This is a genomic window from Achromobacter spanius (genome assembly GCF_039673305.1).
In the GTDB taxonomy this organism is placed as follows: domain Bacteria; phylum Pseudomonadota; class Gammaproteobacteria; order Burkholderiales; family Burkholderiaceae_B; genus Achromobacter; species Achromobacter spanius_F.
This window is the reverse complement of sequence record NZ_JBDJLJ010000006.1, coordinates 194,737-201,634: the sequence shown is the minus strand read 5'-3', so window position 1 is coordinate 201,634 and position 6,898 is coordinate 194,737. Positions and strand designations below refer to the sequence as shown.

The window sequence follows — 6,898 nt, the reverse complement described above, 5'->3', positions numbered from 1 at the left end:
AAAGCCCTTACACCCAAGTTAATTACTACATCATCCTCGTCTGTGCGCGGCTGCGCGGGACGTTGGCCGTGGCAGCCGGCCAGCGCCCTCTCCCATACCCGAATCGCAAGCGCCATTCAAGCCGACATGTATGGATTGTGTGTCTTAAAGATTCGTTTGCAATGAAGTTTGAAACCGATGGCGGCGCCGCAAGGTTGCCGATAAGCTGCGGGCGCTTTTTGCCGGGTGGAATATTGCCCGGCGCCATTCCCCAAGCTTTTCCGGAGGTCAATGCAATGAAGTCCCTATTTCGTCCGTTTCTGGCACTGGTCGTGGCCCTGCCCCTGGTGCTGGCCGCATGCGGCGACAAGGAGCCCGAACAGCGCGCCGCGTTCACCCAATTCCTGCAGACGCGCATCGTCGACAAGCCTGGCGTGCGAGTGCCTCAGTTGACGGACGAAGAGAAGAAATCCTTCGGTGATTACGCGGCCCAGTACGCCGTGATCACGGATTTCAACGCGGGCATGGATGCTTCGGTCAAACCCCTTTCGGGCATCATGCAGAAAGGCGCCATGCGCTCGGTGAACGATATCGTGACCCGTCGCGATGACCTGAAGACCGTGCAGGCCGCGCTGAACGACATGAACTCGGCCCTGAAGGAACAGCAGGCGAAGGCCGATGCCGCCCGCGCGCAACTCAAGCAGCCGGAAGACCTGAAGGCGGTCTACGACAAGGCGTACGAGAAGACCGTGAGCCTGCCCGCCGACACCTTCCGCGACGTGCTGCCCCAATTGAACGCCACGTTCGACAGCAGCCTGAAGATCGCCGATTACGTCGAGGCTCACAAGGCGCAGATTGAAATCGCCGGTCCCATCGTGAAGGTGAAGGACCCTGCCGTGCAGGCTGAGCTCAACCAGCTGCTGCAGGACCTGAATACCCAGGCGAAGAATGTGCAGCAGGCGCAGACGCGCCTGCAGGCCGTGATGCTGGGCCGCTAAGCCTTCTTCGAAGACGCCCCGCCGCACAGGAATGTGCGCCGGGGCGTTTTTTTTGCGCGAAGCCTGTCAGGCTGCCGCGGCGGCGACCTGATTGCGGCCCGCTTCCTTGGCCTGGTAGACGGCAGCATCGGCGGCCTCGACAAGGCTGGCCGAAACATCATTGTCGTTCAGGGGGGTTGCCGTGGCGACGCCGATGCTGACCGTGACGATGCCGCCCTCGTTCCCCTCGTGCGGAACCCCCAATTCCGCGATGGCCCGGCGAATGGACTCGGCAATGGCAACGGCGCGCTGGCGGCTGGTATTGGGCAACAGCACCACGAACTCCTCGCCGCCGTAACGCGCCGCCAGATCTCGCGGCCGCCGCGCCTTGTTCTTGAGCGCCAGCGCAAGCATCTTGAGCAGTTCGTCGCCTTCCTGATGGCCATAGCGATCGTTGTAGAGCTTGAAGTGGTCGGCATCCAGGAACAGCAGCGACAGCGGCGTGCGCTCGCGCCGCGCAACGCCCCACTCGCGGTCCAGCACTTCGTCGAAGGTGCGCCGGTTGGCAAGGCCCGTGAGTCCGTCGGTCTGCGCCTGGCTTGCAAGCTGCTCTTCGAAAGCGCGCCGCCAGCGCATTTCGCGGCGGAACAGGATGATCTGCGCCATCACGGACATGAACAGCGCAAGCGTGACCGGGACGATCAACGCGGCGCGCCGCACCCAGGGTTCCAGCAGGTCGTCCACGGCCAGGGCCACGTCGATCACCAGCGGCGTGCCGTCGATGGCGTCGAACGCGTACAGGCGATTCACGCCATCGTGCGACAGGATGCCGACGAACGAGCCCTCCCGGCCGATCAGGTATTGCTGGAAATCCAGCGGCACGTCGAATTCGCGGTTCATGTCGGCGCGCGAATAGGGATCGCGCAGGAGCACGATGCCGTCATTGCGAAACACGGTAATGGCGTCGTGTTCGCCGATGGACACGTCCGCGAAGCGGTCGCGGAAATACGCCATCCGCAGCGACCCCGCGACGATTCCGCCAAAACTGCCGTCCGGCATTGAGATCCGCCGACTGATGGCAATGCTTTCATCCCCGCCACGCAAGCGGCTGTGGTACGGACGGCTGACAAAAAGACCCACGTCTGGCGCGTCGCGATGCACCTGGAAGTAATCCCTGTCCGCGAAATTGAGCTTGGGCGGGTCGATGGAAGTCGAGTCATAGACCACATTGCCATCCTTGTCGAGAACGACGATGGCGCCGAGATACTCGGCCGTGGCGGAGCGGTCGAACAGAAAGCGATGCAGGGTTTCCCGTTCGACCTGGGCGATGCGCGGCTCGCGCAGGCGTTCGACCACGCCCTGCAGCGACAGATCATAGACGTGCAGCGTGCGGCCGATGTCCGCCGCCAGCACGCCGGCAAGGTTGCGGGCCGAGACGTAGGCGGACTCCCAGGTGACCCGGCGGTCCATCCACAGCAGCGCCACCGCAGCCGTACAGATACCGATGGCCACCAGCCCGGCCAGCGCATACAAGGTGCGATGCACGATCCCACGGGACTTCAATACGGCGCTCCTTCGCATCGGCGTTCAGGGGGACGCATTTCATGGCAATGTCAGCGAGATAATGCCGGTCCCCACGCCCGGGCGCAAGGCAGCGCCAGCCGGCGCCCGGCGCGGGGGGGGGGGCTGGCAATGGCAGGAAAAGTGCGGGAGAGTCGATGCGCGCCGTCGGCCGGAGCGCCGGCGAGCCAGGACGGACGGGAATTGGCCGAAACTCCGGGCGCGGAGCCCGGAGCGGAACCTCAGGATGCCACGCTGGCGGCGATGCGGAAGGGAAATGCCTTGGCGCCCCGCGCCTTGTCGGTTTCGCGATGGGCGTTGATGGCCCATGCCGGTCCCACCGAACCGGTGTGCGACATGAGCTGCCGCGTCAGTCCGCCCGAGAAGCCGCAGCGCAGCGTCAAGGCCTGTCGCCGCGCAAGCTCAATTCCGATCGCGTGCGGCGTAGTCGAATTCCGGTCCGTTTGCAGCATGGCAGCCCCCTGGCAAATGCGCTTCGTGAATGAAGCGTCGGTACGGATTAATCTACCTTAGCCGCCAGCGTTTGCGCGTGAAATGATGCGTAAAGTAATGCAAAGATACCGAAATGCAGGCCGAAACCTGGCCATCAGGCGGATGGACTGGCCGCGGCCTCGCCGGTTTCGCGATTCGGATCATCGTTCTTGCCATCCGGTTGGCTAGTCATATTTCCGTAAAGGAGCGACCTTCCGGCGAACAGTCCCCCGGCCACTTCCAGTTCGAAGCGCTCGGTGTCGCGCTGGCGGACGTCTTCCAGGACCTCCTGCGCCTCTTCCGCGGGAACCCCGATGGCGCGCAGCGCCGCTTCGCCGAAGACCAGTGCGGACTCCAGGGTTTCCCGGACCTGGAAGTCCACGCCTTCCTTGGCGAGCGCCAGCGAATGGATGCGGTCATAGGCGCGTACCACCACCCGCACCAGCGGGAACTCAGACTTGATCAGCTTGACCATATGGGTGGCGGCCCGCGGATCGTCGATGCAGATGAGGATGGCGCAGGCGTTTTCCGCGCCGGCGGAACGCAGCATGTCTGCTCGCGTACCGTCCCCATAATAGACTTTCACCCCCCATTTTGCGGCGGCTCGGATCGCGTCGGTGTCGATGTCCAGGATGGACACCTTCAGTTCTCGCGCCAGCATGGTCTGCGCCACGATCTGGCCGAACCGACCGAATCCCACGATCAGGGCGCAGCCGTCCAGGTCGCGGGCGACATCCACGCCTTCCATGGAGGGCGTCGGCTTGGGAATCAGCCAGCGCAGGGACAGGACGCACACGGGGGTCAGCGCCATGGAAATGATGACGATGGCCGTCAGCACCGCGCCCGTGTGCGCGTCGAAGATTCCCTTGTCGGCCGCCGCGCTGTACAGCACGAACGCGAACTCGCCGCCCTGGGCCAACAGCGCCGCGCGGGTCACCGCTTCAGCATGACTGGCACGCAACAGCCGCGCCACGACGTACACGCCCACGGATTTCACCAGCATGAAAACCACGACGCCCGCCAGGATGAGCGGCCATTCGCGCGCCACGGCGGACAGGTCCAGGGACATGCCCACGCCCAGGAAGAACAGGCCGAGCAGAATCCCGCGAAAGGGTTCGATCTCTGCTTCCAGCTGATGGCGGAAGGTGGATTCGGACAGCAGCACGCCCGCAAGAAAGGCGCCCATCGCCATGGACAGCCCGCCCAGTTCCATCAGCAGCGCCGCCCCCAGCACGACGAGCAGCGCGGCGGCCGTCATCACTTCGCGGGCGTGCGCGTTGGCCAGCAGCCGGAACAGCGGATTGAGCAGCCAGCGCCCCGCCGCCAGCAGCGCCAGGATGCAGCCCAGGGCGATGGCCGACTGCAGCCAGGGATCGCCGTGCCCCGAGGTTCCGGCCGGGGCCAGCAGGGCCGCCAGGGCAAGCAGCGGAACGATGGCCAGGTCCTCGAGCAGCAGGATGGAAACGATGCGCTGCCCCTGGGCGCTGGCGGTCTCGTCGCGTTCGGCCAGGATCTGCATCACGATGGCGGTGGACGACAGCACGAAGCCCATCGCCGCCATGAATGCCGCGGGGCCGGACATGCCGGCAAGCAGGCCCACGGCCGTCAGCAGCGCGCCGCAGGCCAGCACCTGCGCGACGCCCAGCCCGAAGATCTCGCCGCGCAGTTTCCACAGGCGCGAGGGCTGCATTTCCAGGCCGATGATGAACAGGAACATCACGACGCCGAGTTCGGCCACGTGCAGGATGGATTTCGAATCGGAGAAAAACCCGATACCGAATGGTCCGATGACCAGGCCCGCTGCCAGATAGCCCAGCACCGAGCCGAGTCCGAGCCGCTTGAACAGGGGAACCGCGATGACCGCCGCCCCCAGCAGGACGACGACGTTGATGAGTTGATTGCCTTCGGAAGGCAGGGCCATGGCGTGCTCCTGGTTGCATGGCGGGCCGAAGCGCCTGGGACGCGGCCCTGCCCGCTACGCGCAGGCTGGGGCCATTTTCCGGCAATCCGCGGGATTGGCAAACAGGAACTTCGGCCATGAAAAACCGCCGCGAAAGGCGGCGGCTTGGAAAATCCGAGCGAGGCGGACGGGTCAGTCTTCGCGGAATTGCATCTTGTAGAGCGAGGCGTACAGGCCGTCGGCCGCCAGCAGTTCCGCGTGCGGCCCCTGTTCGACGATCTTGCCGCCATCCAGGACGATGATGCGGTCGGCATTCTGGACCGTGGACAGGCGGTGGGCGATGACGAGCGTGGTGCGTCCCTTCATGAGGCGTTCGAGCGAGGCCTGGACCTGGCGTTCGGACTCGTTGTCCAGCGCGGAGGTGGCTTCGTCGAGGATCAGGATGGGCGCGTTCTTGATGAGCGCGCGCGCGATGGCCAGGCGTTGGCGCTGGCCGCCGGACAGGCGGGCGGCGTTCTCGCCCACCGGCGTTTCGATGCCCTGCGGCAGGCCTTCGACGAACTCCAGCAGGTTTGCCGCTTCGAGGGCGTCGCGCACCTTTTGATCGCTGGATTTGCCCAGCGCGCCATAGCCGACGTTGGCGGCAATGGTGTCGTCAAACAGCACGACGTCCTGGCTGACCAGCGACAGGTGCGAGCGCAGGCTGCGCAGCGTCAGGTCGTCGATGGGCACGTCGTCCACGAGGATCTGGCCGCTGTCGGCCAGCACGAAACGCGGCAGCATGTTGACCAGCGTGGTCTTGCCGCTGCCCGACCGCCCCACCAGCGCGACGGTCTGCCCCGGCTCGACCACGAAGGAAATGTCGTTGACCGTATCGCGGTCGGCGTCGGGGAAACGATGGAAGACATTGCGGAATTCGACCTTGCCGCGCACCGGTTCGGGCAATTCCTTGGTGCCCGTGTCGTTTTCCGGCACCTGATCGATCAGGGTGAACACGCTTTCGGCCGACACCAGCATCTTCTGCATGCGGGCGGCCACGTTGGTAAGGCGCTTGATGGGATCGAAGATCTGGGCCAGCGCGGCCATGAAGGAAGCAAAGCTGCCCACCGTGAGCGACCCGTTGTTGGCCTGGCTGAGCGCCACGGCAATGACGGCCCCGACGGAAATCGAGATGCAGACCTGGGTCAGCGGCGTCAGGGCCGCATCGGCCGTGGCCGTGCGCATGGCGAAGCGCCGCAGGCGCCGGCTGACGAAATCGAACCGGCCGCGCTCGACTTCATAGCCGTCGAACAGCTTGATGACGCGCTGGCCGTCGATGCCCTCGCCGACCACGCGGGTCAGTTCGGCGTTCATGTTGACGGTTTCGCGGTTGATGCGGCGCAGGCGCTTGATGAAAAAGCGGGAGATCATCACCGACACGGGCAGCATGACCAGGATGATCAGCGTCAGCACCCACGACATGTACAGCAGTACGCAGATCAGTGCGAGCACCACCAGGGTTTCCCGCACCAGGACGGTGATGACATCGGTGGCGTAGCCGGTGACGTTGCCGGCGTCGATCGTGAAACGGTTCAGCAGCCGGCCGGTGTCGCCGCGCTTGAAATCGGCGTCGGGCAGGCCCAGCAGGCGCTCGAACATGTCGCGGCGCATGCCCAGCAGCACATTGTTGGCCACCCAGGCCAGAAGATAGTCGCTGAAGAAGTTGCAGATGCCGCGCAACAGGATCAGGCCCACGACCGCCAGCGGCAGCGCCCAGACGTAGTAGGGCTTGGCGCCCGAGAATCCGCCGTCCAGCAGGGGCTTCATGATGACGGCAAGAACGGGTTGCGTTGCCGCCGCCCCGGCCATCAGCAGGACTGCCGCCAGCAAGCCCTTCCAATAGGAACCCACGCGGCTGTAGATCCGGCTCCAGAGTTCAGACTTGACGGGTTGAGAACCCGCGGGCGCATTGCGTGCGGCAGAATTCAAAGGGATCACTCGCTTTTATACA

5 protein-coding genes are annotated in these 6,898 nt (G+C 64.8%); 1 reads left to right on the top strand and 4 read right to left on the bottom strand.

The window, feature by feature from the left end; all coding sequences use genetic code 11:
* The first annotated feature begins 275 nt into the window (after positions 1 to 275).
* Positions 276 to 977, top strand: coding sequence for a DUF3053 domain-containing protein (locus tag ABE485_RS08795; protein ID WP_346514901.1), 702 nt, complete (start codon positions 276 to 278; stop codon positions 975 to 977).
* A 66-nt stretch (positions 978 to 1,043) separates the two neighbouring features.
* Here the strand turns inward: ABE485_RS08795 and ABE485_RS08790 are convergent, their stop codons facing one another.
* From ABE485_RS08790 to msbA, 4 genes are all read right to left on the bottom strand, one after another.
* Positions 1,044 to 2,519 carry a sensor domain-containing diguanylate cyclase gene (locus ABE485_RS08790; protein ID WP_346514900.1) on the bottom strand — a complete coding sequence of 492 codons (1,476 nt, stop codon included), beginning with the start codon at positions 2,517 to 2,519 and terminating at the stop codon, positions 1,044 to 1,046.
* Between the two features lie 239 nt (positions 2,520 to 2,758).
* Positions 2,759 to 2,920, bottom strand: coding sequence for a hypothetical protein (locus ABE485_RS08785; RefSeq protein ID WP_346514899.1), 162 nt, complete (start codon positions 2,918 to 2,920; stop codon positions 2,759 to 2,761).
* Between the two features lie 203 nt (positions 2,921 to 3,123).
* Positions 3,124 to 4,929, bottom strand: coding sequence for a monovalent cation:proton antiporter-2 (CPA2) family protein (locus tag ABE485_RS08780; RefSeq protein ID WP_346514898.1), 1,806 nt, complete (start codon positions 4,927 to 4,929; stop codon positions 3,124 to 3,126).
* A 171-nt stretch (positions 4,930 to 5,100) separates the two neighbouring features.
* Positions 5,101 to 6,876, bottom strand: coding sequence for a lipid A export permease/ATP-binding protein MsbA (msbA, locus tag ABE485_RS08775; protein WP_346514897.1), 1,776 nt, complete (start codon positions 6,874 to 6,876; stop codon positions 5,101 to 5,103).
* Positions 6,877 to 6,898 lie beyond the last annotated feature (22 nt).

Bases quoted from the DNA above. Each gene is read 5' to 3' on its own strand.
- ABE485_RS08795 (WP_346514901.1), top strand. From the start codon at position 276: ATGAAGTCCCTATTTCGTCCGTTTCTGGCACTGGTCGTGGCCCTGCCC.
- ABE485_RS08780 (WP_346514898.1), bottom strand. From the start codon at position 4,929: ATGGCCCTGCCTTCCGAAGGCAATCAACTCATCAACGTCGTCGTCCTG.